Origin of the sequence: Exiguobacterium sp. KJ 601, assembly GCF_027161185.1 — a bacterium.
Taxonomy (GTDB): Bacteria; Bacillota; Bacilli; order Exiguobacteriales; family Exiguobacteriaceae; genus Exiguobacterium; species Exiguobacterium profundum.
On sequence record NZ_JADHZG010000001.1, the window covers coordinates 1,729,952 to 1,755,508 of the forward strand.

Sequence of the window (25,557 nt, forward strand, 5' to 3'; positions counted from 1 at the left end):
AACCCTTATACCCTAACCTTTTTTGTGTGTTTTTTCTACCGTCAGTTCATCACTTTTGCAAATGCGAGTGTCGCATTGTGGCCCCCGAAGCCGAGTGAGTTACTGAGTGCATAACGAATGTCAAGTTCCCGATTTCCTTCACGTACATAATCCAAATCACAGTCTGCTGCTGGTGATTCGCAGTTAATCGTTGGATGAATCTTGCCTTCGTGAATCGATAATGCTGTGATGACGGCCTCGACGCCACCTGCACCACCGAGAAGATGACCAATCATCGATTTTGATGAGTTGACGGCGAGCTTGTCAGCGTGTTCCCCGAACACTCGACGAATCGCTTTCGTCTCGAGCATATCGTTGAGCGGTGTACTCGTTCCATGCGCGTTGATGTATTGAACATCTTCTGGCGTGATTCCAGCGTCACGAATCGCCTCACTCATCGCTTTTGATCCGCCCTCAGCTTCTGGTGACGGTGCTGTGATATGGTATGCATCCGAACTCATTCCATATCCGACGACTTCAGCGTACATTTTTGCCCCGCGTGCCAATGCGTGCTCATATTCTTCTAAAACGAGCACCCCGGCTCCTTCACCCATGACGAACCCGTCGCGATTCTCATCGAACGGACGGCAGGCCGTGTTCGGGTCTGGATTCGTAGATAGAGCTTTGTTCGAACAGAATCCTGCGAATGAGAGTGGTGTGATTGGCGCTTCCGCTCCACCTGCGAACATAGCGATGGCATCTCCACGTTGAATGACACGGAACGCTTCACCGATTGAGTTCGTCCCTGACGCACAAGCCGTCACGGAACAGTTGCTCGGTCCTTTTGCTCCAAGATAGATAGATACTTGTCCGCTCGCCATGTTCGGAATCATCATCGGAATGAAGAACGGGCTGACGCGACGTGGTCCACGGTCATGCAAGATGGCCGACTGTTTGTCAATCGTCTCGACGCCACCAATTCCGCTCCCGATCCAAATCCCGACATCGTCCGCGATTGCTTTCACATCGAGTCCGCTGTCTTTATGGGCAGCGTCTGCCGCAAGTAAAGAATATTGGATGAAGGAATCCATCTTACGCGCTTCCTTCGGTTCGACTAAATGATCGATGTTCCATTCCTTCACTTCCGCCCCGACCTTGGCCGGATATTGACTGATGTCAATCTTCGTCAACGTATCAATCGCGTTATCCCCTTTTAACAGGCGATCCCACATTGTTGAGACATCGTTTCCTAATGGTGATACGACTCCTAATCCTGTCACTACTACTCGTTTCATAAATGATTCCCCTCCGTAATGGTTGCGTGATTCCATGTCAGGCAACTAGCCCCCCACGTGAGCCCAGCACCAAATCCTGCGATGACGACCGTTTGTCCATCTTGGATTTTGCCAGACTTGACCGCCTCGGCCAATGCGAGTGGAATGGAAGCTGCTGATGTATTCGCATGGTCTTGAATGGTCATGACAACTTTCTCTTCTTCTAAGTGTAAACGTTCCATCGCAGCGTCGATGATTCGACGGTTCGCCTGGTGTGGAACGAGGACGTCAAGGTCTTCCAACGTCTTATCGGCTTTGTCCAGCGCCTCAAGCACGATTTCGGGCATCTTCCGAACGGCAAATTTGAAGACTTCACGACCGTTCATGACGATTTTACCTTCTTCATTTTCATACAGATGTTTGCCACCTGTCCCGTCACTTCCGAGCACAAGTGAGTCAATTGAAGCGATATCGTCTTCCCCGAGCACGACAGCCCCTGCCCCATCTCCGAAAAGGACAGCCGTCGATCGATCATCCCAATCAATCAGACTTCCCATCTTCTCTGCGCCGATGACGAGCGTCTTTTTAAATCCTTTTGAATCCATGAGACTCTTCGCCGTGTCCATTGCGAAGATGAAACCGCTACATGCCGCGCTCACATCGAACGCCACGGCGGCTTTCGCGCCAAGATTCGCCTGAACCACACATGCAGTTGCCGGGAAGGCTGGCGCCGTTGCTGTCGCACAAACGATGGCTTCAATGTCGTCGATCGTGACGCCCGCACTCTGTAACGCCCGTTCAGCAGCGCGTGTCGCCATATCTGCGACTGTCACATCTCCTTCAGCCAAATGACGTGCCTCGATGCCTGTACGAGTACGAATCCACTCATCGCTCGTATCCATTCGTTTTTCTAAATCGATATTTGTCACCCGATTGTCCGGTAAGAACGATCCGATGCCGATGATTCCAATATTCATATCGTCGACCCCTATTCTTAGTATCTGGTACTAATATAAGGGAATAAAAAGAGGATGTCAATGCATCCTCCTCGTGTTGACTGGATTAATCTTGTTCTAAACGCTTTGTGACAGCCATGACCATCTTCGCAGAGTTGATCGATGCCGTCTCCAAAAACTCGTCGAATGACAAGTTCGCTTCTTCGTCTGCACTGTCTGAAATCGAGCGTGTGACGACAAAAGGAATACCAAACTGATAGCACGTTTGAGCGATTGGGGCAGCCTCCATCTCGACCGCTGCGACGCCGTCGAAATGACCGAGGATGTCCGCCACGCGTTTCGAATCGTTGATGAACGAATCTCCCGTCACAATCAATCCCTGATGTACATTCACATCCGGCAAGTTTTCAATGACATCTTTACAGACGCTGACGAGCTTGGCATCCGCCTCATACGCCGGCGGCATACCTGGTACTTGTCCGTACTCATACCCGAATGCCGTCACGTCGACATCGTGATGACGAACTTCCGTCGAGACGACGACGTCTCCGACTTTCATCCCCTTTTTAAAACCACCGGCAGATCCTGTGTTGATGACGACGTCCGGTTTGAACTTATCAATCAAAAGTGTCGTGCCGATGGCAGCGTTGACTTTCCCGATGCCTGACTTCAAGATGACGACTTGCATGTTACCAAGATAGCCCTCATAAAAATGATAGTTCGCGATTTCAGTATCTACTCGTTCTGTCAACTCGTTCCGAAGTAGATTCACTTCTTCTTCCATCGCGCCGATGATGCCTACTTTCATTCCGTCTCCTCCTCAGAAAGAGAGCGACTTCCGAATAGGAGGTCGCTCAACAATTTATTTGATTTCTTTAATTTCGACGACCATGTCGCCACCTGGTGTTTGCACCGTGACCACATCACCAATCGTACGTCCAAGAAGTGCCTTGGCAATCGGTGATTCGTTCGAGATTTTCCCTGTGAACGGGTCTGCCTCAGCTCCACCAACGATTGTATACGTTTCGTCTTCATTATCTTCTTGAATGAAGAACGTTACCGTCTTCCCGATTGAGACAACCGAGTTATCGCCTGCATCATCTTGAATGATGACCGCGTTACGGAGCATTTCTTCTAATTGTGCGATGCGTCCTTCGACCATCGCTTGTTCTTCTTTCGCCGCGTCATATTCCGCGTTCTCTGACAAGTCACCGAAATCACGAGCAATCTTAATATTTTCAACGACTTCTTTACGGCGGACCGTCTTCAGTTCGTTTAATTCATGTTCGATCTTCGCTTTTCCGTCTAACGTCATATAGTGTTGTTTTTCAGCCATTTATGTGTCACTCCTTCATTGTCTCCTAGTATATTACAGCTAGGGTTGAATTGAAAACGATTTATTTGCTCACGCGCGATTGCGCTCAGTGAGCACCCAACGGATTTTGGTCACGAGTAAATCGATCGCGACAAAGTTTTCTCCGCCTTCAGGAACGATGATATCTGCATACCGTTTTGTTGGTTCACAGAATTGTAAGTGCATCGGACGCACCACATTTGTATATTGGGCAACGACCGAATCGATTGAACGTCCACGTTCATTCAAATCACGCTGCATACGACGCAAGATTCGAACGTCCGCATCTGTATCCACGAAAACTTTGATATCCATCAAATCTCGTAAACGCGCATCCTCGAGTGCCAAGATCCCTTCGACGATGACGACATCGACGGGTTCGATTAAGATGGTTTCACTTGAACGCGTGTGGGCCGCATAGTCATAGACCGGCTTTTCAATCGCCTGATGTTGTTGTAACTGTTGGATATGTTTGATCAACAAATCGTTATCAAAGGCGAAGGGGTGGTCGTAGTTCGTCTTATACCGCTCCTCCATGGTCATCTCTGATTGATCCTTATAGTACGCGTCTTGCTCGATCATGACGACCGATTGACCTTGAAACGCATCGACGAGCGCGCGGGCCACGGTCGTTTTTCCTGATCCGGTACCCCCGGCCACGCCAATAATGACGGGTTTATGTTGCATCAAAGTTAAGTCCTCCTCATCGTAATTTACGACTGATTGCTAGGCCATCACCAAGGGGCAAAATTGCAGTATGATAATCGGTCCGTGCCATCAATTGCTCAGTAAACTGTTTCACGAGACGCACGAGCCGGCGTCGGCGTCGGTCTAAGACCGATACATCCTCTAGCAAGACGTCTCCTCGTAAAAACAAATTATCGCTGTAAATCGTACCACCAATTGGTACTAAAGCGCCATACCCATCAAAAAATTTTTGATATTGTCCTTTTGCCGCATCAATAAATACGGCATCGAATTCACCTTCAATCGTTCCAATCAATTCGACGGCATCGCCGTGAACGAGCGTAATACGATCGCGCACGTCCGATCGATTGATGAATTCCGTCGCCTCTTCGAAACGGCGAGCATTCCGCTCGATTGTGACGATTTCTGCATCGGGTAACAATTCTGCCATGCGAATGGCACTGTAGCCGATGGCCGTACCCACTTCGAGGATTCGGGTCGGCCGTTGCATCGCCAGTAAGGAGAGCAGCACTTCCGAACCCGTCAAATCCATGATTGGGACGTGATGAACACGCGCGAACGCCTCCATCTCCGTCAATAGCGGGGAGCGGTCATTGATTAGTTTTTCTACATATCCCTCATAGGATGCATGGTCCACTCGTTCCACCTCTTAACTCTCTTCATTCAAACGACCGGAAGCATCCGCTTCCGGTCGTCCCATCAATTACTGTTTGCTTCTTCAAACGCTTCCCATTCGGAACGGTATTTATTGACGTTTTGTTGGTGATCCTCATAGTCGACTTCGAACAAGACTTCCCCGTTCGGGAACCCTTCACGTGGAGGGCGTGCGTAGAAGTAAATGTTCTCCGTGTCGTTCGGATTAAGCACCGCTTCAAATGCGTCACGGCTCACGGCCGCAATCGGTCCAATCGGGATGCCTTCGTAACGATACGTGTTATATAAGGAATCGTTCTCCAAGTCCGCGAATGAAGTGAAAATCGATGTTTCTCCCGTTCCGTACCAGACGGTCGGGTCAGATTGTAATTTCATTCCGTCGTTTAAGCGATTCTCGAACACGCCAGCAATCTCTTTACGGTCTTCCGTTGACACCGCCTCTTTCTCGACAACGGATGCGAGCGCGAGCGTCTCATGGAACGTACGTCCTGAATCGGCTAAACGACCTTTGTATTCTTGATACATACTTTCGGTTGGTAGTAACATCTCGTCGATGATTTCATTGAGCGTTACGCCTTTATTGAATTCATATGTGGCTGGGAACAGGTATCCTTCAAGCGGATGATAGATGCCTTCCTGCAATACTTCTTCCGTCAACATTTCATGCTCGTTTACGAGAGACTGAATGTATTCACGGTCGCTCAACTGCTCAGAAATCTCTTCTTTCGGGATTTCGGCCACTTTCGCAAGCCTCGCAATCACCTGATCAATCGTGAATCCTTCTGGAATGACGAGCTTGATATCAGGGACCACAATGACTTTACCTGTTTGCAACGTTTCAATCAATTCATCGATTGATTGTGACGGAGATAACGTATACGTCCCCGCCTGGAACGACGATTCGTTCTTAAAGCGTGTATAGAAACGGAAAATCGTGCTACTCCTTACAAGCCCATTCTCTTCTAGTAATTCACCAATGTATCCCGAACCAGCACCGAGCGGGACTTCAATCTCGACCGTTTCAGTCGAAGTTGGGTCAATCGGTTCGATGGAACGCTTCACAAAGACATATGTGAGCGCCGACCCTGTGGCGATGACGAGAAGGAAGATGGCCAGGATGACAACCGTGATGCGACGGACGATCCGGTTGCGGGCACGTTTCTCATCTGACATAGATGGATGATTCATGCATTTCTCCCCTGTTCTTTTTATAAAGAGAGGCGACGAGGGATGTTCCCTAGTCGCCCGTCCCCTATTTAGTCTAGACCGACTTCGTCATTGACGATGTCGAATGCTTCCATGACCTCATCGAAGTCTTCATCGTCTTCGACGAGCTTCAAGATGAATTCGCCATCTTCAAGTTCTTCAATTTCAAATGCGTATACTTCAATCGTATCTTCATCTTCTGTCTCTGGTGCGCCAACCGGTTCGAGTACGACAAACGTCTTTTTCGAACGGTCGCTCGTCATACGGAAAATTTCTGCAAATAAATGTTCGTCTCCATTTTCGTCTGGAATACGGTACATTTCTTCTTCACGACGGATTTCTGCCATGAGAGATTCCTCCTTATTTCCCGGAACGATCCAGGTAGTTTTGTAAAATCATCACGGCCGCCATCTTGTCGATGACCGCTTTTCTCTTTTTGCGGCTGACATCTGCTGAAATGAGCATCCGTTCCGCTTGCATCGTCGTTAATCGTTCATCCACCAACACGCAAGGTAAGCCTGTCTGTTCTGTGAACGCCTCGGCAAATGCCTCGGACGCTTCACCGCGCGGACCGACAGTTCCATTCATGTTTTTCGGGTGACCGACGACGACTTCTTTCACATCGTACTGCTCGATAAACGGACGAAGGAGACGGACGGCTTCATCAAAGTCAGGTTCGGTCCAGTAGACCGTCTCCACACCTTGCGCCGTCCATCCCATCAGGTCACTCACCGCGACACCAATCGTCTTCGATCCGACATCGAGTCCCATGACTCGCTTCATATTAATCCTCTCTACGATCGTTCAAATACGATTTGACCAACTCTTCGAGAAGTTCATCCCGCTCAATTTTACGAATCAAGTTTCGCGCATCATTATGACGTGGAATGTAGGCAGGGTCACCTGACAGTAAGTATCCCACGATTTGATTGATCGGTTGATAACCTTTTTCCTCGAGTGCTTGATATACCGTAATCAGCGTCTCACGTGTGTTAGCACGTTGATCATCTTCTGGAAAATTGAATTGCATCGTGCGATCCATTTGGCTCACAAGAATCCACCTCTTTCCGTTTGCACTTCACACTCTATTATGCCAGTGATTCGACGTAATGTGAAGCAAACTTCAATGCTTCGTCCAGTTTTGTTGCATCACGGCCACCTGCTTGTGCCATGTCTGGACGACCGCCACCGCCACCACCGCAGCGTGTCGCGACTTCTTTAATCAGTTTTCCGGCATGGAAGCCACGATCGTTCAAGTCTTTCGTCACACCTGCGACGAGGTTGACCTTCTCACCGTTCGCCGAACCAAGGATAATCACGGCAGAACCGAGTTTCCCTTTCAAGTCGTCGACCATACTGCGAAGGGCATCCATATCTTGTCCATCGACGCGTTTCGCAATCAATTGAACGCCATCAATCGTTTCGATTGCATCCGTTAATGAAGATGCCTCGATGTTGGCAAGCTTCGCTTTAAGCGATTCTGAAGCACGCTCGACTTCTTTGATTTCAGCTTGAAGTGCTTGAACGCGTGCAGGAACTTCAAGTGGTTTTGTCTTCAACAGTTTCGCTGCGGCTTCAAGCGTCTCGATTTGCTGGTTCATCACTTCATATGCGCCAGCTCCCGTGACCGCTTCAATTCGACGCGTCCCAGCGCCAATCCCTGATTCAGACAAGATTTTAAAGAGTCCGATTTCAGCCGTGTTGGAGACGTGAATCCCACCACAAAGCTCAACCGAGTAATCCCCTGCTGATACAACCCGAACGACATCACCATATTTCTCGCCGAAGAGTGCCATCGCACCTTTTGCTTTCGCATCCGCAATGTTCATCTCTTCGATGTCGACACCGATTGATGCCCAAATTTTCTCGTTCACTTGACGCTCAATCGATTGAAGCTCTTCAGGTGTCACTTGACCGAAGTGTGAGAAGTCAAAACGGAGACGATCTGGTGTCACGAGTGAACCCGCCTGGTTGACGTGCTCCCCGAGCGTATCTTTGAGTGCACGATGCAAAAGGTGCGTCGCCGTATGGTTTTTGACGATGGCTTGACGCGATGCCTGGTCGACAGTGGCTGTGACGGCTACTTCCGCTTTCGCCACACCTGACTCGACCGTGACTGTATGCAAGTTCTGTCCGTTTGGCGCTTTCGACACATCTTTCACGCGAAGAAGGAAGTCTTCTCCGACGATTTGTCCTTTATCACCGATTTGACCGCCACTCTCAGCGTAAAATGGTGTCTGATCGAGGATGACTTGTGCCTCTTCCCCTGCAGCGACGACGTCAGCGAGTTCGCCGTTGTGAATCAAGCTGATGATTTTTGCGTTCGTCTCAAGGTTGTTATAACCGAGGAATGTCGACGGCATCGTGATGTCTGCAAGCACACCCGACTGAATCTGCATCGATTCTACATCAGCACGCGCTTGACGTGCACGTTCACGTTGCTCGTTCATCGCTTCTTTGAAACCATCTTCATCGACCGTCATCTGATGGTCTTCTGCGTATTCGATTGTCAATTCGAGCGGGAAGCCATACGTGTCATAAAGACGGAATGCATCTTGACCGCTGATCACGTTTGACCCAGCAGCTTTTTGTGCTTTCGCAACTTCGTTCAAAATTGCGAGACCGTCATTCAACGTTTCGTGGAAACGCTCTTCCTCGTTCTTGATGACTTTCTTGATGAAGTCTTTCTTCTCGTTCACTTGCGGGTAGAAGTCGACCATGATGTCTCCGACGACATCGACGAGCTCATACATGAACGGACGCTCGATTCCTAGCATCTTCGCATAACGTACAGCACGGCGGAGAAGACGACGGAGGACATAGCCACGTCCTTCGTTCGATGGAAGTGCCCCGTCACCGATTGCGAACGATACTGTACGAATATGGTCCGCGATGACTTTGAACGCAACGTCTTTGCTGCTGTCTTGACGGTATACGTCGCCACTGATTTTTTCAGTTTCACGAATGATCGGCATGAAGAGGTCGGTATCGAAGTTTGTCGGTACGTCTTGAAGGACGCTCGCCATCCGCTCGAGTCCCATCCCTGTATCAATGTTTTTGCGCGGAAGCTCTGTATAGTTTCCGTGTCCGTCATGGTTATATTGGCTGAACACGATATTCCAAATTTCAAGATAACGCTCGTTCTCTCCACCTGGATAAAGTTCAGGGTCTGTCGGGTCGTCTCCGAATGCTGGTCCACGGTCAAAGAAAATCTCCGTGTTTGGACCAGATGGGCCTTCGCCAATTTCCCAGAAGTTATCTTCTAGCGGGATGATGCGATCGGCCGGCATGCCGAGGTTCAACCAAATTTGTTTTGACTCTTCATCGTCCGGGTGAATCGTGACGGAGAGACGGTCCGGGTCGAGTCCGTACCATTCGTCGCTCGTCAACAGTTCCCAACCCCATGTGATCGCTTCTTCACGGAAGTATTCACCGACTGAGAAGTTCCCGAGCATCTCGAAGAACGTATGGTGACGCGCTGTCTTCCCGACGTTCTCGATATCGTTCGTACGAATCGATTTTTGAGCGTTGACGATCCGTGGGTTCGCTGGGATGACACGTCCATCAAAATATTTTTTCAATGTCGCAACACCAGAGTTGATCCACAACAAAGTCGGATCTTCAACCGGTACAAGTGAAGCACTCGGCTCCACGCTGTGCCCTTTTGATTTGAAGAAATCTAAGTACATTTGGCGAATCTGTGCGCCAGTCAATGATTTGAGCGGTTTCATGAACAATTCCTCCTTATTTCTGAACGAAACGAAAAAAAGCGATGCCTGCCCCTGTGGAAAGGGACGAAAGCATCGCTTCGTGGTACCACCCTCGTTCGCACGGTATACACCGTGCCTCGAACATCCGTTAACGTGGATGAGGCGCCCAGGTTGAGTGGGGACTCCAGAATAGCTTCGGTCGGCCGACCCCCATCTTCTCGCAGCCTAGGAAGATGTCTCTGTAGAGGCGGTGACGACGTACTCATTTCCTTCATCGTCTGTATCGTTTCAGTTGTCTATTCGTCATTATCACACGCGTTCGGAAAGACGTCAAGACTTCCCGCCTAAGCGTTCGACCAATTTTGTCCGTCGCACCGGTTCCTCTTCTCGCGTCGCCGCCTCGAGCGCACGCACGTCACCGAACAAGAGTAAACTCTTCTTCGCCCGAGTCACAGCTGTATAAATCAAGTTGCGTGACGACCGGAATCCTCCGTTGAAGAAGACCGGCATGAGCACGATTGGGAACTCGGAACCTTGTGACTTATGGATCGTGATAGCGTAGGCATGGGTGAACTGATCCCATTCACTACGGTTGTACTCGACTTCTGTCTGATCGAATCGAATATAAATCTTGTCGACCTTATCGACGTTTTCCTTCGCGTAGAAGATGTTCGTGATTTCTCCGATGTCCCCGTTATAGACGTTTTCCTCGGCATTGTTGACGAGTTGAAGCACTTTATCGCCATTGCGGTAAATACGCGTCCCGTGTTTCACTTCACGGGCACTCGATTTTGGATTGAATACGTTCTGAAGAGCTTCATTCAGCCCATCAATTCCACATACCCCTCGATATGTCGGTGCGAGCACTTGAATATCAAACGGTGAATATCCTTTTCGGAGAGCCGCTCCTGCCATCTGACAAATCGCTTGAAGCGCCGTCTCTTGGTTCGCCGTATAGAAACGCCGGTCTGGCAGTGACGCCAACAAATCGTCTGGCATTTTCTTCGCATTCAACGAATGGGCGAGACGGAGGATACTTGACTCCGACGCTTGACGATGGACGACGTCAAGGCGGACGACTGGAATCCCTTCTGTCGCCATCAAATCGGCAAGTACTTGCCCCGGTCCGACAGATGGGAGCTGATCACGGTCTCCAACGAACAAGATTTTCATGCCGTTCGGTACCGCTTTGAGCAAACTTCGGAACAAAAAGATGTCAATCATCGACGCCTCATCGACGATGAGCACTTTCCCGACAAGTGGATTCGTCTCATCGACTTGGAACGAACTTCCGTCGAACTTTAACAGACGGTGGATCGTCGAGGCCGGTAGCCCGGTCGACTCACTGAGGCGTTTCGCCGCTCGACCCGTCGGTGCGGCCAAGACGAACGGGAACGGTTGGTTCGGAACGGGATCTAACTTCCAATCGAAGACGTCGCTGAGTGCATGAATGATCCCTCGGACGACCGTCGTCTTCCCGGTACCTGGACCACCTGTGAGAACCATGAGCGGTGACTTGAGAGCGAGTTCGATGGCTTCTCGCTGTTGAGTGGCATATTCAATCGAGAACATTTCCTCGACACGTCCGACCGCGTCAAAGATGGTCGTCATGTCCACGTCCTCTGTCGTCGATGTCGCCATGATTCGGGCCAACTCTTCTGCCGCCTTCCGTTCGGCACGGAAGACACGGGGATGATAGACGACCCCATCCTCGATGACGACCCGTTCTTCTTTAGCGAGCGATTCGAGCGCCGTGACCAGCGCATCACCCGGATCAGCCCCGATGATTCGAGGCATCTCGGCTTCGAGTTGTTCCGCCGTCACGTAGAGATGACCGTTCCCTTGCTCGAGTTCTAATACGTACAGCACGGCTGCCGCGATGCGTTCAGGATGAATGCCTTGAATCCCAAAATGTGCCGCGATGGCATCCGCCGTCTTGAATCCAATCCCCTGTACGTCGTACATGAGCGCATACGGATTCTTCTCAATCGTCTCCATCGCCCGTCCTTCATACTCTTTATGAATTTTCGAGGCGAGACGTGGCGTCACGTCGAATGGAGCGAGAAACAAAAGCAACTGATCGACCCCATATAAAACGTTCAGGCGTTCGGTGATCACACGCGCCTGCTTTTCTTTCAATCCGTCTACCTCAGACAGGATACTCGGATGTTTGACGATTTGATCGATACAATCGTCTCCAAGAGAATCCGCAATCTTTTGCGCCGTCTTTTGACCGATTCCAGGGAAAGACCCGTTCGTCAAAAAGCGGATGGCAGCCCGTTTCGTCATCGGGACGACACGGCGAATCCAATCCGCCTTCATCTGTTTTCCGAATCGAGGGTGTTCGACGAGACGACCGTGCGCCTTATACGTCTCGCCCTTCTCAATACCGACTCCGACGCCAGCGATGACCATCTCGGTCTCATCCGTCTCAAAATTCTTTTCTTTTATACGTACGAGCGCAATCGTATGCGCCTCTTCTTCTGATTGAAACAGGACGCGAATGACTTTTCCAGTCAACTCATAAGGTGCTGCCATCATATCCGACACCTCCAGCTATTTTTCCATCATCCATTATAGCCCGAGATGAATCGATTGAACAAATGCCCTAATTGAACAGGTTTAAGATTTGCTCGATTCGGTCGAGATCGACGACTTCCAAAATACGTATCAACTGTTCGATATCGACCCGGTCCAAAATGCGCTCAACCTGATCCAAGTCCACTTCTTCAATTAATCTCTGAATCCTGTCCAAGTCACCAGATGCCTGATATGCCTCGAGTTTTGTGAAGAGCTCGGTCTTCTCGATTCGAATCGAGTCCTCAAGCATCCCTCTCGCCCCAAACAGGACGAGACCGATGACCGCCAACTGAATCAACCAGTTCGTCACGACTTTCCAGAATGGAACGGTCTGATGGATGAACGGAATGAGTGGAATGAACGTTACTTGAAGGAGTATGATCCCGACTTGAACATAAACGTTTGGAATGAGAAATCCGAGTAATGCCAGAATCAATGGAACGACCCACCCCACACCGACATGTTCAGATGTATGTTGCCAAGACTTTTGCTCACTGTACACATAGTGAACTGTCCATCCGACGAGAAGGAGCGCTATGAATAAAAGAAGGAATAACGTTAAGAGTCCACGTGGTTCAACGACCACTTGATACAAAATCGTATTCGTCCATTTTCCGTCTGCCAATCGTTCATTTACCGATTCAAATAATTGATTCAACCACACGTACTCGACAATGAAAAACAAAATGACGCTGACCATGCTGAATTTTCGCAAGCCACTCGACCTCCTTCTATAGGTTGTCATTCCCCCACTTCAATACTGCTAGTCGCGTTTTTGATTCAAAGAAACGGGGAACTGTTCGAATGATACATTGAAGGAGGAATCATCTATGGGCAAACGAATTCCAGTAAGCGGATTATGCGAACTCGTTTTAGAAGTGACAGACATGAACGAAGCTGTAGCTTTTTGGCATGAAAAATTAGGTCTTCCTGTCGTCGAACAATGGGTCGGAGACGATGCGGAGCCGAGTGAATCACAAGAGCAGGCGAACGAGCCGTGGGCAACATGGCTTTATATCGGTGGGAACACACGGTTAGGTCTTTGGTTGAAACGTAACTTTACGGAAGAAGAGGATGCGAACCGTAAACAGGACGTGACGGAATGGGACACGCTCTATGATGAAGGTGGCGTCCACGTCCACTGTGCGTTCTTCGTTCCGATGGAGTCGTTTGAACAGGCTCTCGAAATCTTAGATGAGACCGACGTCCCTGTAAAACTTCGGACGTGGGACGAGGATGAGACGAAAAATGGGAAAGAACGCTCTGCGTACTTCAAAGACCCGAGCCATAACATCATCGAACTGTACACGAAAAATATGGACGAGGCGTACGGCGAGTTTGCCGGAGAACCCGTCAAAATCACAACGAAACAACTCTAATCGCATCAACAAAAAAGTGCCATCGCTCCATTGCGATGGCACTTCCCTATTCAAGAAATCAATTTCCAAGCAGTGCATCCATCTTCGCAACGGCGTCACGTGCAAGTTCGTGGTCTGGTTGCATCTCTAAGACGCGTTGCAACTCAGCATACGTTCGTTCCTGGTCACCTAAGAACGCATATGCGATCGCCAAGTTGTAACGGGCATCCGTATGGCTCGCATCAAGGTCGAGCGTCTCTTCTAACGCAACGACTGCCTCTTCGAGCTGCTCACTTTGCGCGAGGGCAAGTCCGTACTGGAACGTGATTTCTACGTCTTCCGGCGATTGCTTCTTCGCTTCACGCAGGCGTGGCATCGCACGAACGAAGTCACCCATCGCTTTGTACGTCAAGCCGAGCATAAAGTGAAGATCGGCATCGTCCATCCCCGAAAGGAGCGCTTGGCGAAGCGACGCCTCCGCTGACTCTAATTGCTCAAGTTCATAGGCAAGGGCGCCTTTCGCATAGTGCGCGGCACCGAACGAGCCATCGAGTTCAATCGCTTTGTCATAGAAGATGACGGCACGATCGTAATCGTTGATCGCCTGAAGCAACGTCCCCATATTGACGAAACCAGTCGGGTCTGTCGGGTTCGCTTCAATGGCCTCATTGAAATGTTTGGCTGCCTGTTCGAATTCACCTTGCTGCATCGCTTGGATGCCTTGTTCGTTTGCGTTCATATCAATCACCTCATCCAATATAGTCGAGTCGTTTGCCGTTGCGGTACGCTTCGTCAATCGTTGCCCCACCGAGACAGACGTCGCCGTCATAGAAGACGACCGCTTGTCCTGGCGTGATGGCACGTTGTGGCTCGTCAAACTTGACGAGGACTTCGCCATTTTCGAGTGGAGCGACCGTGACCGGCACATCTTGTTGGCGATAACGGAACTTCGCCGTCGCCCGGAACTCTCCTGTAGGAGCGGCTCCCGTCCATGACAGTTTCGAAGCGAGAAGCGCATCTGAATAGAGCGCGTCGTGATGGAAGCCTTGTCCGACGAACAAGACATTGTTCTCGACATCTTTCCCGACGACGAACCAAGGATCACCGTCCCCACCGATTCCGAGACCGTGACGCTGTCCGAGCGTATAATACATCAACCCGTCGTGACGTCCTTTGACGACGCCATCGAGCGTCCGCATTTCACCTGGCTGTGACGGAAGGTATTCCGACAAGAACTCTTTAAAGTTCCGCTCACCGATAAAGCAGATTCCCGTCGAATCTTTTTTCTTCGCTGTCGCGAGTCCTGCTTCTTCGGCAATCGCACGTACATCTTTCTTGTCCATATGGCCGATCGGGAACATCGTCCGCGCGAGCTGGTCTTGAGACAATTGGTTCAAGAAATACGTTTGGTCTTTGTTGTCGTCTTTTCCTCGTAACAGACGGTGCTCGCCATCAACATATTTCACTTGCGCATAGTGTCCAGTCGCGACAAAATCGGCACCGAGTCGAAGCGCATGGTCGAGGAATGCTTTGAATTTGATTTCTTTGTTACACATGACATCCGGGTTCGGCGTCCGACCGAGACGGTATTCCGCTAGGAAATATTCAAAGACGCGGTCCCAATATTCCTTTTCAAAGTTGACCGCGTAATACGGAATCCCGATTTGGTTCGCCACGGCGATGACGTCTTCATAGTCCTCTGTCGCCGTACACACACCGTTCTCGTCCGTGTCGTCCCAGTTTTTCATAAAAATCCCGATGACGTTATACCCTTGCTCTTTTAACACATGGGCCGTCACCGATGAATCGACGCCACCTGACATGCCGACGACGACCGTCGTCTCTTCAGGGGCTTTCGTGCGTAAATTCATCTATCTCACTCCGTTCATAAATGTCGAGACGACTTCTTGTAGTCGCTCCGCGAGCCGTTTCGCGTCCTCGACCGAGTTACCGTGGCCAAAACTGATTCGAACAGACTGACGCGTCCGCTCTGAATCCCCGTACATCGCCGACAATACGTGGGACGGTTCGACCGACCCTGCCGTGCAGGCACTTCCGCTTGAAATCGCCATGCCCCGCATATCCATCATGATGAGGAAGGGTTCAAGGTCAATTCCAGGAAGGTATAAGTTCACGATGTGAGGTAAACGATTTGACCCGTTCACCTCATAAGACACGCCTAATTCGTCCAGGCGCTGACGCAGTGCCAGATCGAGCGATTCATAAAGAGTCACTCGGGTCTCACGCTCTGCCATGACGAGTTCAGCTGCTTTTTGAAATCCGACGGCACCCGGAACATTTTCCGTGCCGGCTCGACGTTTACGTTCTTGTTGTCCACCAAAAGAACGTGACGCTAATTTTACACCTGTTTTCATGAAAAGAAAACCGATACCTTTCGGCCCATTCACTTTATGTGCGGACGCCGACAATAAATCGACATGAATCGCCTTCACATCAATTTCTTCTGTACCGAGTGCTTGTACCGCATCGGTATGGAAGAGAGCCTGGTGATCTTGTAACAACTCCCCGATTTCGTGAATCGGCTGGCGCGTCCCGACTTCGTTATTGCCATACATGATTGATACAAGAATCGTGTCATCCCGTAAGGCTGAACGAACGGCGTCGACAGTGACGGCTCCCGAAGCATCGACATCGAGATATGTGACGTCGAAGCCCTCACGCTCGAGCTGTTCCATCGCATGAAGCACGGCGTGGTGCTCGACTTTTGTCGTAATGATATGTTTGCCTTTTTCCTGATGGGCATATGCCGCACCAAACAAGGCGTAGTTATCCGACTCCGTCCCACCTGACGTGAATACAATCTCGTTCGGTGAAGCACCAATCCACTTCGCGAGGACGCGACGTGACGAATCGAGCGCCGCCCGAGCGTTACGCCCGATTCCGTGGATGCTCGACGCGTTCCCATACGTCTCTAAAAAGTACGGTGTCATCGCTTCAAGGACTTCCGGTCGCATCGGTGTCGTCGCAGCGTGATCAAAATAGTTCATCTAAGGTCACCTCGTTCTTAAATATAAAACATGTAGCCGTCTGACTCTTCCTCAGCGAGGTCAGCGAGTGTCGTTTCATCAAGGACGGTATCAATCGCTTCTTTGATTTTATCCCAAAGCTTCCGTTTCACCGCATCATCTGCTTCAGATTCTTCGACGATGGCCAGCGGTCCTTCAAGCAAGCGAATGATTTCACCCGCTGTCACTTCTTCTGGCGGTTTGACGAGCTGATAGCCGCCATACGCACCACGCACGCTCTTGACGAGTCCACCGTTACGGAGTGGCCCGATTAATTGCTCTAAGTAATGCTCTGGCAATTCATGTCGTGCCGCAATCTTTTTTAAACTGAGGGGCTTGTTATCTGTCTCACGCGCTAATGCAATCATGATCGTTAAGCCATAGCGGCCCTTTGTAGATATTTTCATCTTCAAGTCTCCTTCTGTTATACTAATCGAACAAACGTTTGTCGAAAGGAATGGTTACGTATGCCTGATTTATTTCATCAATCGAATGGCGGACCGCTCGCCAATCGGATGCGCCCCGAAACATTAGATGACGTTATCGGACAGCGCCATATCATCGGCGAGGGCAAGCTACTTCGTCGTGCCATCGAAGCCGATCGACTCGGTACGATTATCCTATATGGTCCACCTGGCACCGGTAAGACGACACTTGCCCGTGTTATTTCGAATTACACGAAAGCGACATTCGTCCAATTGAACGCCGTCACAGCAAAACTCGATGAATTGCGGAACGTCATTCGTGAAGCGGAGTCCCGCTTCGACTATGAAGACGAACGGACGATTCTCTTTTTAGATGAGATCCACCGGTTCAATAAGCTCCAACAAGACGCGCTCCTTCCTGCCCTTGAGTCTGGAAAGCTCGTCCTCATCGGAGCGACGACCGAAAACCCGAGTTTTGAAGTAAACGCCGCACTCCTGTCACGCGCGACCGTATTTCGACTCGAGCCACCTGGTGCTGAAGAGTTACGTGCCGTCCTTGAGCGGGCGCTACACGATTCACGTGGTCTCGGAAATTATCCGGTCAATATGGATGAAGCTGCTGCAGACCATTATATCAAAATGGCGGATGGTGACTACCGTGTCCTGTTGAACGCACTCGAACTCGCCGTCTTGACAACGCCTGAGGTGGACGGAGAGATTCATATCACGCTAGAGGTCGCGGAAGAGTCGATTCAACAGAAGTCAATCAAATACGATAAGACGGGCGACCGACATTACGATGTCATTTCGGCGTTTATCAAATCGATTCGGGGGTCTGACCCGGATGCCGCGCTATACTGGCTAGCCGTCATGATTGAGGCTGGCGAATCTCCGCGATTCATCATGCGTCGTTTATACGTCCATGCCGCCGAAGATATCGGAATGAGCGACCCGAACGCACTTCTCATCGTCGATGCAGCAGCACGAGCGAGCGAGTACATCGGTTTTCCGGAAGCTCGCATCCCAATCGCAGAAGCCGTTCTCTATTTGGCAACCGCTCCAAAATCAAATGCGGTCATCACCGCCATCGACAAGGCGCTTCACCACGTCCGGACAGTCGAGGGAGGCCCTGTGCCCGTACATCTCCGGGATGCCCATAGTCCAGGAGCACGTGAACTCGGGAACGGGGTCGGATACAAGTATCCACATGACGAAAAAGACGGGTTCGTCCCTCAAAACTATTGGCCAGAAAACTTGGCTAGAAAACGACCAAATTACTATAAACCGACGCCACGTGGATTCGAGCAACAAATTCAAAAACGGCTCGATTATTGGGAAAAACGACGCGACTCGAAATGAGCCAGCGTCGTTTTATTTTTGGATGCGGTTGATTTCGACGCCCGCTTGTTCGAGCAAGTCATTGATGACGTATCCCGCAGCGACAAGTCCTGCAACCGATGGGACGAACGCGTTCGAGCTCGGTGGCATCTTCGCTTTACGGATCGGGGCATCTTTCTTCCCGACGACCTCGTTCACGTCCTCGCGTGTCACGATTGGAGATTCGTCCGAGAAGACGACCGGGACGCCTTTGTAGATTTTCTCTTTACGTAGACGAGTACGGACCATCTTCGCAATCGGGTCATATGACGTATCTTTAATGTCGACGACCTTGATGCGTGTCGGATCCATCTTATTCGCCATCCCCATGCTTGAGATGACCGGGATGCCGCGACGCTTACATTCTACGATTAAATGAATCTTATAGATGATCGTGTCTGACGCATCGATGACGTAGTCGATGTTTTGAGCGAAGAACTCTTCATATGTCTCTTCTGTATAGAACATCTTCAATTGGACGAGGTCTAAGTCCGGGTTGATGTCGAGGAGACGTTTCCCCATCGCTTCGACTTTCGGTTGACCGACCGTCGACAATAGTGCGTGGATTTGTCGGTTGACGTTCGTGATGTCGATATCATCTTTATCGACGAGGACGATGCGTCCGACGCCACTGCGCGCAAGTGCCTCTGCCGCAAATGAGCCGACACCACCGACACCTAAAATCGCGACCGTTTTATTCTTTAAAGCATCAAGGCCTTCAGAGCCGATGGCCAATTCATTTCGTGAAAACTGGTGTAGCATATTTCTTCCTCCAACTAATTCTATTTTCTCATACTATTTTACTCGGAATTATATTCAAAAAAAAGACGTCTCGCGACGTATTTACAAAAAAATCGATGGGGCCCGGAGTGCCGTGACGATGCCTTGCTTTTGAACCTGCGTATGCAGGTGGGTGACCTAGCGTTTCCTTCACAAGTCCTCCTGCACGTGATGAGGCAGTTGATCTGGTTAGCAGTTCGGTCTCCCGTATTCAAAGTGTTGGCTCAAAATAACGAAGGCGGCTCTCGTACACCTCAGGTATCCCATCTGTTGATTTAACTATAGCGCTTCTGTAAAAAGAAGTCAATGAGAAACGCCGACTTCACGTGACAGTTTGGTCACAACCATTTGTTACGAAACGCACGGTCCGGGTCATACGTGAACTGTTGACGCTCGATGTTGAAACGGCGGTCGCGCGAGTCGTTCCCGACACCCGCCTGGTACGCCCAATTCCCCCAATTGCTCGCCACGTCGTAATCGATTAGTTTCGATTCAAAGTAGGAAGCCCCGTAACGCCAATCTTGTTTTAACTCTTTTGAAAAATAATTCGCCACGATTTGTCGCCCCCGATTAGACATCCATCCCGTCGCATTCAGTTCGCGCATAAACGCATCTACGAAATCAACACCCGTCTCTCCCTTTCGCCATTTTTCAATGACATCCGCCTCGACTCGCCAGTCTTTCCGTTTCGACCGGATGCCTTGTGATCGAAATAATTTTTTCCCTTGCTCGAGTGCGACCCATTGAAAGAACTCACGCCATAATAGTTCAAAGTACAGCCAGTACGTTGATTCATTTACCCCATGCGTTCGTTCATGTGCCTCGAGTTCAAAGAATACCCGTCGAGGTGATAACGAGCCGTTCGCTAAATAAGAAGATAGCTTCGTCGAGTCATCGACACCAAAACCATTTCTCGTTTCTTTGTACGTTCGAATCGGCACGGACAAATAGTCATTCAATCGGCGCTTCGCTGCCAATTCGCCACCTTTGAACGGAAACGCCGTCCTCGGGTCTTGCTTTACTTCTTGAATCGAAAATGGGAACGTCACCTCGCGTGTGGCAGCCGTCGCCTTACGGGAAATCAGTTCTCGGGGACGTACATCATATTCGACCGCTTTTCGAAACTCCGTGAAGAGAAACGGCATTTTCTCAAACGGGATATCGCCCTCTTCAAATAACGTGAATCCACCGAACGTCTCGTACTCCCCTTTCCATTTTTTGATCACTTCATTTTCACGTCGGCGCTCATTGTATCCGACTGCCCGCTGAAACAAGAGACGGTCGGACGGGTCGAGCGTTTCGAGCGGATGACCGACGTGCACGTGAAATGAGATACCAAGTGCGTCGAGTGAACCGGCCACATCCTCTAATGACTCCTTCAAGAAATGAAGTCGCTCCTTCCCAAGTGGAATGACGCCATAACGATTTTCAACGAACTGATTCGGACTGATAAAAAAATGACCTTCGATCGGATCGTCATGGCGAAGTGCCTCTTCAAGCGGTAAATGATCATCAATACGTAAATCATTTTGGTACCATATGATTGTTTTCATCATTAGACCTCCTCCACCCTATAGTATGATGGGTTATAATCTTTGTCATGAAGATGGAATGTGCTCGAGATATGTTTTCAAAATCAAATTGTGTGGAATATATTCTTCTAGAAGAGAAAGGGGTGCAACATAATGGCTAAGAAAGGCAAAATGGGAACATTGATTAAAATCGCGACGGCGGTCGCACCGTTCGTCTACGATTACTATAAAAAGAACAAAGCAAAGAAATCACCGAAGAAATAATACTCACGTCTCAGCCAATAAGCTGAGACGTTTTTTTTATGTTTTTCAATCGCCTGTGCTAAGATAAATCAATCATTCTATTGAAACGAGGCGATGTTCGTGCACGTCCGATCTATCCACCTTTTACGCATTCTCTTCAAATGGGGTCTCTTCATGACCGGGTTGTTCTTACTCGCGCTCGGTTCATCTATCATGATCACGGCAAATCTCGGGGTTTCCACGTGGGACGTCCTTCATATCGGTATCGCTCACCATCTTCCGATTTCAATCGGGACGGTGATTTTATGCGTCGGTCTTTTACTCGTTCTATTTAAATACATACTCGACCGCATCCGTCCTCAGTTCGGAACTCTAGTAAACGCGGTGTTCGTTGGGGTGTTCATGAACGTGATATTAAATGAGCAATGGCTCCCTGTTTTCGAAGGGATGATTGTGAATATTGTTTGGCTCACATTCGGCATATTTGTGATGGGCATGGGAGCTGGTCTCTATGTCGCCGTCGGGTACGGTGCCGGTCCACGCGATGGATTGACGCTTGCCTTAGCAGACCGTTTCCAAACGTCCGTCCGTGCCATGAGGACTTGGATGGAACTGACCGCTTGTCTCATCGGTTGGGCACTCGGCGGACCACTTTTCTTCGGGACCGTCTTATCGATTTTCCTCATCGGTCCATTCTTCCAGTTTTGGCTAGAACGGTTCCGCCTGTTCATCGCCTATGTCGATCGTCTCAAAGTAAAATTCGCATGAAAAAGAGAGGAGATCCCCTCTCTTTTTATGTGTTCGGAATGAGCACAATCTTTCCGAACTTACCCGATTGTTTAAAATACGCCTGTGCCTCACGTGCCTCTTCAAGCGGGAACGTCCGGTCAATGACCGGTTTTAGCTTCCCTTCGGCGATCGAGCGCAACATCTCCGCGAATTCATATCGTGTCCCGAGAACAGACCCGTACATCGCGATATGTTTCAAGTACAGCGTCCGGAAGTCGAGATGGGTCGTCTGTCCTCCCGCCGAACCAGAGATACAGAACTTCCCTCCCTTTTTCAAGATGTTTAGAGATACATCAAATAGCGCATCTCCCACGACATCAAGGACCGCGTCGACCGGGCCACCGTTCGCAGCGATGATATCATCGGCGAGCGTCTCAGAACGGTAGGAAAACACTTCGGTCGCCCCAAGCGCTTTTAACTCTTGCTCGTTTTTCAAATCACCGACGATAGCGAACACATTCGCCCCGAATACGTTCGCCGCAATTTGGATGTTGAGTGAGCCGACCCCGCCACTTGCCCCAGTGACGACAATCGTCTCACCGGAACGGATGTGTAACTGCTCGTTCATATGCCAAGCCGTGAGACCACTTACGGAAAAGACTGCACTCTCGACGAAATCATCAAGCGGCATGTCAAAACAAAGGTCAGCCGGCCATGATACATACTCCGCGTAGCCCCCGTCATACTCTGATCCAATAAAGGACATATCGTCCGACAAGTGTTCCTTCCGCTCAGGTCCGCTCGAGGTGAACGGGAATAAGACGACGTGTCGACCCATCATCCCTTGGTCGACCCCATCTCCGAGCTCGACGACTTCACCAGTGATGTCTGAACCGGGAATGCGTGGGAACTGGACGCCTTCCGGGCGCCATCCTGACTTCTCCCCAGTTCCATAAGCCCCTTCTCGCATCCATATTTCCGTATTGTTAATCGCGCAGGCGCGTACCTTGATCAGCACTTCCCCTGCTTTCGGAGACGGTTTCGGGATATCAACCACTTGGAGTTGGTCAACGTCCCCATATCCTACGACTTGTACAGCTTTCATGGTATTTTGCCTCCTTCGCTTTCGTTCATCCATAAGTATTTACCCACCAAATGCTGTTATCACGCCAAAAAAGGGCCGCCCTTTATCAGGCAGCCCTCGATTTATAGTTGTTGACGTTGTAACAGGTTCGTGAAGACGCCACCTTTTTGACTGAGTTCTTCGTGCGTTCCATCTTCTACGATTCCTTCTGCCGTCACGACAAGAATCCGGTCGGCATTCCTTACAGTCGCTAAACGGTGCGCGATGATGAGCGTCGTTCGATTTGCTGCCAGTTCATTTAATGAATCCTGAATGATGGCCTCGGTCTCCGTATCGAGCGCCGAGGTCGCCTCATCGAGTATTAAAATCGGCGGATTTTTCAAAAACATACGCGCAATGGCGATGCGTTGTTTCTGACCTCCGGAGAGTTTTAGTCCACGCTCCCCGATTTGTGTGTCGAGACCGTGCTCGAGCTCTTCGACGAGCGTACCAAGATGTGCTTTTTCCACCGCATGCATGATGTCGGCATCGGTCGCATCGAGTTTCCCGTAAGCGATATTCTCACGTAGCGTACCTGCAAACAAGAAGACGTCTTGTTGCACGATTCCGATTTGACGGCGTAAGCTCTCTTTCGTCATGTCGCGGATGTCCAGCCCGTCAATCGAGATGGCACCCTTCGTGACGTCATAAAAACGAGGAATGAGTGAACAGATGGTCGTCTTCCCTGCCCCGCTCGTCCCGACCAAGGCCACGGTTGTCCCTGCCTCAATCGACAAGTCAATCTCCGTCAACACTTGGCGGTAGTCCGAGTAGCCAAACGAGACGTCGTCAAAGACGATATCGCCTTTCAACGTTTCGACCTCGATGGCATCTTCACGGTTCTCGATGTCCGGTTCCTCATCGAGCAACTGCGTGAACCGTTTGAACCCGGCCATCCCTTTCGGATACATCTCGAGAAGCGCCGTGATCTTTTCAATCGGCTTGATGAGTAAATTCATGTACAAGATGAACCCGACGAGTTGTCCATACGATAACTGACCCTCGTACGTTAAGTACGCCCCGTAGACGAGGACGAGCAACGTCATCAGACGCGTCGTGATATAAATACCTGCGAGTGACGTACTCATGACGCGATACGCTTCAATCTTCGAGCCACGATAGAAGTTGTTGTCTTTTTGGAAACGTCCGATCTCGAACGCCTCGTTCGTAAACGATTGGACGACGCGTGCCCCGGACACACTGTCCTCGACGCGTGCGTTCACTTCCCCGATATTCGTGTACATCTTTTGCCACGCCTTGTTCATGTTCTTATTCGCATACGTGATCATGATGATGAGGAACGGTACCGCGACAACGGTGACGAGCGCGAGTTCAGGGTCGATCGAGAACATGATCCCGAACGCACCGAGTAACGTCATGATGGCGATAAAGAAGTCCTCCGGTCCGTGGTGCGCCACTTCCCCGATGTCGAACAAGTCGTTCGTGACCCGGCTCATCAAATGCCCGGTCTTATGATTATCAAAGAAGCGGAACGATTGTTTATGGATATGCGTGAACAGCTCTTCCCGCATGTCCGTCTCGATGTTGATCCCGAGCTTATGTCCCCAGTAGTTGACGACATACTGCATCATCATGGCCAATATGTAAAGAATCAACAGGCCGATGCTGACGATGATAATCCAGTTCCATTCCCCACCCGGCAACAAGTCGTCGATGAACCATTGAACGGCGAGCGGAAACCCGAGTTCAAGCAATCCGACGAGAATTGCGAATGAAAAATCGAGGATGAATAGCTTTTTATGTGGTCGATAATAACTAAAAAAACGTGAAATCATTCTCTCTTCCCCCTTCTCAACACTCTAAGTGTACGCTTTTTTCCGAAAGGTGGAAAACAGGATGCATCTCTTTTTCATTCTTTTTTCAATCGGCGTATAATGAGAGTAAGGAGTGATACACATGCATGTACACATTACAGAACGCGCGCTCGAACGAATCGAGTCATTGAAAGGCGAACGCGAGGGACAAATGCACCTTTTTTACGAGACAGAAGGTTGTGGCTGTGGGAACAGTGGAATCTTTGAGATTCGATACGTCACGGAGACGACACCGGAAGACGTTGAAATCGAATCAAACATCGGACCAATCTTAATCAAAAACTGGACGAAAGTGTTTTTAGACGAACAAATGAAAATCGACTTCCTTGAAGACCGTCGTACGCTCGTCTTGAAGAGTGACGGGCAAGTGTTCAATTCGAATCTTCTTGTCACAGACGGCACAGGTTGTCAGTTGAACGTTCCGATCCGATGAAACAGACGCTGAAACAACATCCGAGACTGCTCATTCTCTTCTTCTTGAGTTTCGGTCTTGGACTGTTCGGAATCTATCTGGCGTTTATCGATTCGGTATATACGATGTCCGCAGTCATCGCCTCGCTGTTTGCGTTTGGTTTCGCGTTGCAGCGAACAGCGAAATATATGCAGCGAGAAGAGGATAAACGTTAACAAGAGGATGTGTTCCAATTAAATATCTACCATCTCGTGTTGAATCCAAAATCCGTTTCACACATACAAAAAACGAGGATT

The 25,557-nt window shown here is 49.8% G+C and carries 26 protein-coding genes and 1 other RNA gene; 5 read left to right on the top strand and 22 right to left on the bottom strand.

Annotated features, from left to right (window positions below; translation table 11 throughout):
* Positions 1 to 41: 41 nt before the first annotated feature.
* The 13 genes from fabF to IRJ25_RS08965 all read right to left on the bottom strand — a co-directional run bounded on the left by fabF (position 42) and on the right by IRJ25_RS08965 (position 13,136).
* Positions 42 to 1,274: a beta-ketoacyl-ACP synthase II gene (gene fabF / locus IRJ25_RS08905; protein WP_074037435.1), complete on the bottom strand. Its 1,233-nt coding sequence runs from the start codon at positions 1,272 to 1,274 to the stop codon at positions 42 to 44.
* On the bottom strand, positions 1,271 to 2,230 hold the full coding sequence (locus IRJ25_RS08910; protein ID WP_074037436.1) for a beta-ketoacyl-ACP synthase III: 960 nt from the start codon (positions 2,228 to 2,230) through the stop codon (positions 1,271 to 1,273). The genes fabF and IRJ25_RS08910 overlap by 4 nt, the downstream gene beginning before the upstream one ends.
* Positions 2,231 to 2,315: 85 nt before the next feature.
* A complete protein-coding gene (mtnN, locus tag IRJ25_RS08915; RefSeq protein ID WP_269318123.1) occupies positions 2,316 to 3,017 on the bottom strand; it encodes a 5'-methylthioadenosine/S-adenosylhomocysteine nucleosidase in 702 nt (233 codons plus the stop codon).
* A 54-nt stretch (positions 3,018 to 3,071) separates the two neighbouring features.
* A complete protein-coding gene (greA, locus tag IRJ25_RS08920) occupies positions 3,072 to 3,545 on the bottom strand; it encodes a transcription elongation factor GreA (protein WP_015881202.1) in 474 nt (157 codons plus the stop codon).
* Positions 3,546 to 3,614: 69 nt separating this feature from the next.
* On the bottom strand, positions 3,615 to 4,250 hold the full coding sequence (gene udk, locus IRJ25_RS08925; protein ID WP_269318248.1) for a uridine kinase: 636 nt from the start codon (positions 4,248 to 4,250) through the stop codon (positions 3,615 to 3,617).
* A gap of 16 nt (positions 4,251 to 4,266) precedes the next feature.
* Positions 4,267 to 4,908, bottom strand: a complete 642-nt coding sequence (locus IRJ25_RS08930; protein WP_074037439.1) for an O-methyltransferase — start codon at positions 4,906 to 4,908, stop codon at positions 4,267 to 4,269.
* A 62-nt stretch (positions 4,909 to 4,970) separates the two neighbouring features.
* Complete coding sequence (mltG, locus tag IRJ25_RS08935) at positions 4,971 to 6,113, bottom strand: endolytic transglycosylase MltG (RefSeq protein ID WP_084543099.1); 1,143 nt, start codon at positions 6,111 to 6,113, stop codon at positions 4,971 to 4,973.
* A gap of 68 nt (positions 6,114 to 6,181) precedes the next feature.
* Entirely contained in the window at positions 6,182 to 6,478 is a 297-nt protein-coding gene (locus tag IRJ25_RS08940; RefSeq protein WP_015881198.1) for a DUF1292 domain-containing protein, read from the bottom strand.
* Between the two features lie 13 nt (positions 6,479 to 6,491).
* Complete coding sequence (gene ruvX, locus IRJ25_RS08945) at positions 6,492 to 6,914, bottom strand: Holliday junction resolvase RuvX (RefSeq protein WP_015881197.1); 423 nt, start codon at positions 6,912 to 6,914, stop codon at positions 6,492 to 6,494.
* 1 nt (position 6,915) lies between these two features.
* A complete protein-coding gene (locus IRJ25_RS08950; RefSeq protein WP_015881196.1) occupies positions 6,916 to 7,182 on the bottom strand; it encodes an IreB family regulatory phosphoprotein in 267 nt (88 codons plus the stop codon).
* Between the two features lie 37 nt (positions 7,183 to 7,219).
* Entirely contained in the window at positions 7,220 to 9,862 is a 2,643-nt protein-coding gene (alaS, locus tag IRJ25_RS08955) for an alanine--tRNA ligase (protein ID WP_196430457.1), read from the bottom strand.
* Positions 9,863 to 10,171: 309 nt separating this feature from the next.
* A complete protein-coding gene (gene recD2, locus IRJ25_RS08960) occupies positions 10,172 to 12,379 on the bottom strand; it encodes an SF1B family DNA helicase RecD2 (RefSeq protein WP_269318124.1) in 2,208 nt (735 codons plus the stop codon).
* Between the two features lie 70 nt (positions 12,380 to 12,449).
* Positions 12,450 to 13,136 carry a hypothetical protein gene (locus IRJ25_RS08965; protein WP_269318125.1) on the bottom strand — a complete coding sequence of 229 codons (687 nt, stop codon included), beginning with the start codon at positions 13,134 to 13,136 and terminating at the stop codon, positions 12,450 to 12,452.
* Positions 13,137 to 13,251: 115 nt separating this feature from the next.
* On the opposite strand from IRJ25_RS08965, the gene IRJ25_RS08970 reads away from it, so the two are divergent.
* Entirely contained in the window at positions 13,252 to 13,800 is a 549-nt protein-coding gene (locus tag IRJ25_RS08970) for a VOC family protein (RefSeq protein WP_147536791.1), read from the top strand.
* 58 nt (positions 13,801 to 13,858) lie between these two features.
* Here IRJ25_RS08970 and IRJ25_RS08975 read toward each other — a convergent pair whose 3' ends face one another.
* From IRJ25_RS08975 to cymR, 4 genes are read right to left on the bottom strand one after another with little or no spacing between them, the layout of a single operon-like run.
* Entirely contained in the window at positions 13,859 to 14,641 is a 783-nt protein-coding gene (locus IRJ25_RS08975; protein ID WP_269318126.1) for a tetratricopeptide repeat protein, read from the bottom strand.
* The gene (gene mnmA, locus IRJ25_RS08980) at positions 14,529 to 15,650 is read right to left on the bottom strand and encodes a tRNA 2-thiouridine(34) synthase MnmA (protein ID WP_015881190.1); all 1,122 of its coding nucleotides are present in this window, start codon (positions 15,648 to 15,650) and stop codon (positions 14,529 to 14,531) included. The genes IRJ25_RS08975 and mnmA overlap by 113 nt, the downstream gene beginning before the upstream one ends.
* Positions 15,651 to 16,787 (bottom strand): cysteine desulfurase family protein, encoded by a 1,137-nt coding sequence (locus tag IRJ25_RS08985; protein ID WP_015881189.1) that lies wholly within the window; start codon positions 16,785 to 16,787, stop codon positions 15,651 to 15,653.
* 17 nt (positions 16,788 to 16,804) lie between these two features.
* Positions 16,805 to 17,212 carry a cysteine metabolism transcriptional regulator CymR gene (gene cymR / locus IRJ25_RS08990; protein ID WP_074037447.1) on the bottom strand — a complete coding sequence of 136 codons (408 nt, stop codon included), beginning with the start codon at positions 17,210 to 17,212 and terminating at the stop codon, positions 16,805 to 16,807.
* 60 nt (positions 17,213 to 17,272) lie between these two features.
* Between cymR and IRJ25_RS08995 the strand changes: the two genes are divergently transcribed.
* Positions 17,273 to 18,589 (top strand): replication-associated recombination protein A, encoded by a 1,317-nt coding sequence (locus tag IRJ25_RS08995; RefSeq protein ID WP_269318127.1) that lies wholly within the window; start codon positions 17,273 to 17,275, stop codon positions 18,587 to 18,589.
* Positions 18,590 to 18,601: 12 nt separating this feature from the next.
* Here the strand turns inward: IRJ25_RS08995 and IRJ25_RS09000 are convergent, their stop codons facing one another.
* From IRJ25_RS09000 to IRJ25_RS09010, 3 genes are all read right to left on the bottom strand, one after another.
* Positions 18,602 to 19,369 carry a tRNA threonylcarbamoyladenosine dehydratase gene (locus tag IRJ25_RS09000; RefSeq protein ID WP_159562006.1) on the bottom strand — a complete coding sequence of 256 codons (768 nt, stop codon included), beginning with the start codon at positions 19,367 to 19,369 and terminating at the stop codon, positions 18,602 to 18,604.
* Between the two features lie 95 nt (positions 19,370 to 19,464).
* A non-coding RNA gene (gene ssrS, locus IRJ25_RS09005) (6S RNA) lies at positions 19,465 to 19,651 on the bottom strand.
* A gap of 74 nt (positions 19,652 to 19,725) precedes the next feature.
* On the bottom strand, positions 19,726 to 20,940 hold the full coding sequence (locus IRJ25_RS09010) for a DASH family cryptochrome (RefSeq protein ID WP_269318128.1): 1,215 nt from the start codon (positions 20,938 to 20,940) through the stop codon (positions 19,726 to 19,728).
* 336 nt (positions 20,941 to 21,276) lie between these two features.
* On the opposite strand from IRJ25_RS09010, the gene IRJ25_RS09015 reads away from it, so the two are divergent.
* Entirely contained in the window at positions 21,277 to 21,930 is a 654-nt protein-coding gene (locus IRJ25_RS09015; protein ID WP_196430452.1) for a YczE/YyaS/YitT family protein, read from the top strand.
* A 25-nt stretch (positions 21,931 to 21,955) separates the two neighbouring features.
* Here the strand turns inward: IRJ25_RS09015 and IRJ25_RS09020 are convergent, their stop codons facing one another.
* The gene (locus IRJ25_RS09020) at positions 21,956 to 22,996 is read right to left on the bottom strand and encodes an alcohol dehydrogenase family protein (RefSeq protein WP_269318129.1); all 1,041 of its coding nucleotides are present in this window, start codon (positions 22,994 to 22,996) and stop codon (positions 21,956 to 21,958) included.
* 101 nt (positions 22,997 to 23,097) lie between these two features.
* Complete coding sequence (locus IRJ25_RS09025) at positions 23,098 to 24,810, bottom strand: ABC transporter ATP-binding protein (protein WP_269318130.1); 1,713 nt, start codon at positions 24,808 to 24,810, stop codon at positions 23,098 to 23,100.
* Between the two features lie 121 nt (positions 24,811 to 24,931).
* Between IRJ25_RS09025 and IRJ25_RS09030 the strand changes: the two genes are divergently transcribed.
* Both IRJ25_RS09030 and IRJ25_RS09035 read left to right on the top strand, forming a co-directional pair.
* Positions 24,932 to 25,282: an iron-sulfur cluster biosynthesis family protein gene (locus IRJ25_RS09030; RefSeq protein WP_269318131.1), complete on the top strand. Its 351-nt coding sequence runs from the start codon at positions 24,932 to 24,934 to the stop codon at positions 25,280 to 25,282.
* Complete coding sequence (locus IRJ25_RS09035; protein WP_269318132.1) at positions 25,255 to 25,476, top strand: hypothetical protein; 222 nt, start codon at positions 25,255 to 25,257, stop codon at positions 25,474 to 25,476. The genes IRJ25_RS09030 and IRJ25_RS09035 overlap by 28 nt, the downstream gene beginning before the upstream one ends.
* Positions 25,477 to 25,557 lie beyond the last annotated feature (81 nt).

Coding starts and splice junctions, on each gene's coding strand:
- mnmA (WP_015881190.1), bottom strand. CDS start 15,650: ATGAATTTACGCACGAAAGCCCCTGAAGAGACGACGGTCGTCGTCGGC.
- IRJ25_RS08940 (WP_015881198.1), bottom strand. CDS start 6,478: ATGGCAGAAATCCGTCGTGAAGAAGAAATGTACCGTATTCCAGACGAA.
- ruvX (WP_015881197.1), bottom strand. CDS start 6,914: ATGAAGCGAGTCATGGGACTCGATGTCGGATCGAAGACGATTGGTGTC.
- IRJ25_RS09015 (WP_196430452.1), top strand. CDS start 21,277: ATGTTCGTGCACGTCCGATCTATCCACCTTTTACGCATTCTCTTCAAA.
- IRJ25_RS09010 (WP_269318128.1), bottom strand. CDS start 20,940: ATGAAAACAATCATATGGTACCAAAATGATTTACGTATTGATGATCAT.
- greA (WP_015881202.1), bottom strand. CDS start 3,545: ATGGCTGAAAAACAACACTATATGACGTTAGACGGAAAAGCGAAGATC.
- IRJ25_RS09020 (WP_269318129.1), bottom strand. CDS start 22,996: ATGAAAGCTGTACAAGTCGTAGGATATGGGGACGTTGACCAACTCCAA.
- recD2 (WP_269318124.1), bottom strand. CDS start 12,379: ATGGCAGCACCTTATGAGTTGACTGGAAAAGTCATTCGCGTCCTGTTT.
- cymR (WP_074037447.1), bottom strand. CDS start 17,212: ATGAAAATATCTACAAAGGGCCGCTATGGCTTAACGATCATGATTGCA.
- IRJ25_RS08970 (WP_147536791.1), top strand. CDS start 13,252: ATGGGCAAACGAATTCCAGTAAGCGGATTATGCGAACTCGTTTTAGAA.
- IRJ25_RS09025 (WP_269318130.1), bottom strand. CDS start 24,810: ATGATTTCACGTTTTTTTAGTTATTATCGACCACATAAAAAGCTATTC.
- IRJ25_RS08995 (WP_269318127.1), top strand. CDS start 17,273: ATGCCTGATTTATTTCATCAATCGAATGGCGGACCGCTCGCCAATCGG.
- IRJ25_RS08985 (WP_015881189.1), bottom strand. CDS start 16,787: ATGAACTATTTTGATCACGCTGCGACGACACCGATGCGACCGGAAGTC.
- alaS (WP_196430457.1), bottom strand. CDS start 9,862: ATGAAACCGCTCAAATCATTGACTGGCGCACAGATTCGCCAAATGTAC.
- IRJ25_RS09000 (WP_159562006.1), bottom strand. CDS start 19,369: ATGCTACACCAGTTTTCACGAAATGAATTGGCCATCGGCTCTGAAGGC.
- IRJ25_RS08910 (WP_074037436.1), bottom strand. CDS start 2,230: ATGAATATTGGAATCATCGGCATCGGATCGTTCTTACCGGACAATCGG.
- fabF (WP_074037435.1), bottom strand. CDS start 1,274: ATGAAACGAGTAGTAGTGACAGGATTAGGAGTCGTATCACCATTAGGA.
- mltG (WP_084543099.1), bottom strand. CDS start 6,113: ATGAATCATCCATCTATGTCAGATGAGAAACGTGCCCGCAACCGGATC.
- mtnN (WP_269318123.1), bottom strand. CDS start 3,017: ATGAAAGTAGGCATCATCGGCGCGATGGAAGAAGAAGTGAATCTACTT.
- IRJ25_RS09030 (WP_269318131.1), top strand. CDS start 24,932: ATGCATGTACACATTACAGAACGCGCGCTCGAACGAATCGAGTCATTG.
- udk (WP_269318248.1), bottom strand. CDS start 4,250: ATGCAACATAAACCCGTCATTATTGGCGTGGCCGGGGGTACCGGATCA.